The following is a 1,490-nucleotide window of genomic DNA, read 5'->3' as shown; positions in this document are numbered from 1 at the left end:
GGCAGGAAGTACGAAAACTGCGGCATCAGATCGACGCGCAGGGCTTCGTCCTCCACCCCGACATGCACGTGCATCCCGCAGATCAACATGCGCCGTGCCACGAGCGCCAGTTCCGATTCCAGCGACTCGTAGCGTTCCTTGTCGGTGGTGTCCTGCTGCTTCCAGTCCGAAAACGGATGGCAGGAGGCGGAGATCGGCACGAGGTTGAAGCGTCCTGCCACCTCGGACACGGTGCTGCGCAACCGGCGGAGTTCTTCCCGTGCCGAGGCGACATCGCCGCAGACCTGCGTGCCGATCTCGATCTGGCACTGCATGAATTCCGGGCTCACCTGATCTTCGAGCGCGTGTTTGCAGGCGTCCATCAGCGCGTCGGGCGCGGCACAGAGCGCCAGCGAATCCTTGTCCACCAACAGGTATTCTTCTTCGATGCCTATGGTGAATTCAGATTGCATGGCGGGGCCTCCGGGGTCGGGGCCCCGCCGGTCTTGCTTGGACGGGCGGCGGGGCCGGTTCAGGTCATTCCATCACGGGGATGGAAAATTCGCCGCCTTCCTTGATGCCGCTGGGCCACCGGGCCGTCACGGTCTTGGTGCGGGTGTAGAATTTGAACGCATCCGGGCCGTGCTGGTTCAGATCGCCGAAGACCGATTTTTTCCAGCCGCCGAAGGTGTGGTAGGCCAGCGGCACCGGGATCGGCACGTTGATGCCCACCATCCCGATGTTGATGCGGTTGGCAAAGTCACGGGCGGCGTCGCCGTCGCGGGTGAAGATCGCGGTGCCGTTGCCGTATTCATGGTCCATCGCGAGGCCGAGCGCCTCTTCATAGGTCTTGGCACGCACGCAGGTCAGCACGGGGCCGAAGATTTCCTGCGTGTAGATGTCCATGTCCTTGGTGGCGCGGTCAAAGAGGTGCGGGCCGATGAAATAGCCGTCCTCGTAGCCCTGAAGCTTGAAGTCGCGTCCGTCGACGACCAGTTCGGCGCCCTGATCGATGCCCGTCTGCACAAGCCGTTCGATATTGGCCTTGGCCGCCGCGGTCACGACGGGGCCGTAATCCACATCATTGCCGGCGGTGTAGGGCCCGACCTTCAGCTTTTCGATCCGCGGGACCAGCTTTTCGATGAGCCGGTCGGCGGTTTCCTCACCGACCGGGACGGCGACCGAGATCGCCATGCAGCGTTCGCCTGCAGCACCATAGCCCGCGCCCACCAGCGCGTCGGCGGCCTGATCCATGTCGGCGTCGGGCATGACGATCATGTGGTTCTTGGCGCCGCCGAAGCACTGCACGCGTTTGCCGTTGGCGCAGCCCGTCGCATAGATGTATTCGGCAATCGGGGTGGAGCCGACGAAGCCGATGGACTGGATGACATCGTCGTGCAGGATCGCGTCGACGGCTTCCTTGTCGCCGTTGACCACCTGCAGGATGCCCTTGGGCAGGCCCGCTTCCTCGGCCAGTTCGGCCAGCATCAGCGGGACGGAGGGGTCACGCT

General features: G+C 63.9%; 2 protein-coding genes. Both read right to left on the bottom strand.

The features are described 5' to 3' along the window. On the bottom strand, positions 1-452 hold a 452-nt coding region (locus tag A3728_RS11860; RefSeq protein WP_236630481.1), incomplete at its 3' end, for a glutamate-cysteine ligase family protein. 64 nt (positions 453-516) lie between these two features. Continuing rightward, the coding region (locus A3728_RS11855) for an aldehyde dehydrogenase family protein (protein ID WP_150120762.1) at positions 517-1,490 on the bottom strand (974 nt) is incomplete at its 5' end.

Source organism: Sulfitobacter sp. HI0040, assembly GCF_001634885.1.
In the GTDB taxonomy this organism is placed as follows: Bacteria; Pseudomonadota; Alphaproteobacteria; order Rhodobacterales; family Rhodobacteraceae; genus Sulfitobacter.
Note: the sequence above shows the minus strand (reverse complement) of the source record. Positions and strands in the feature narration are given on the sequence as shown.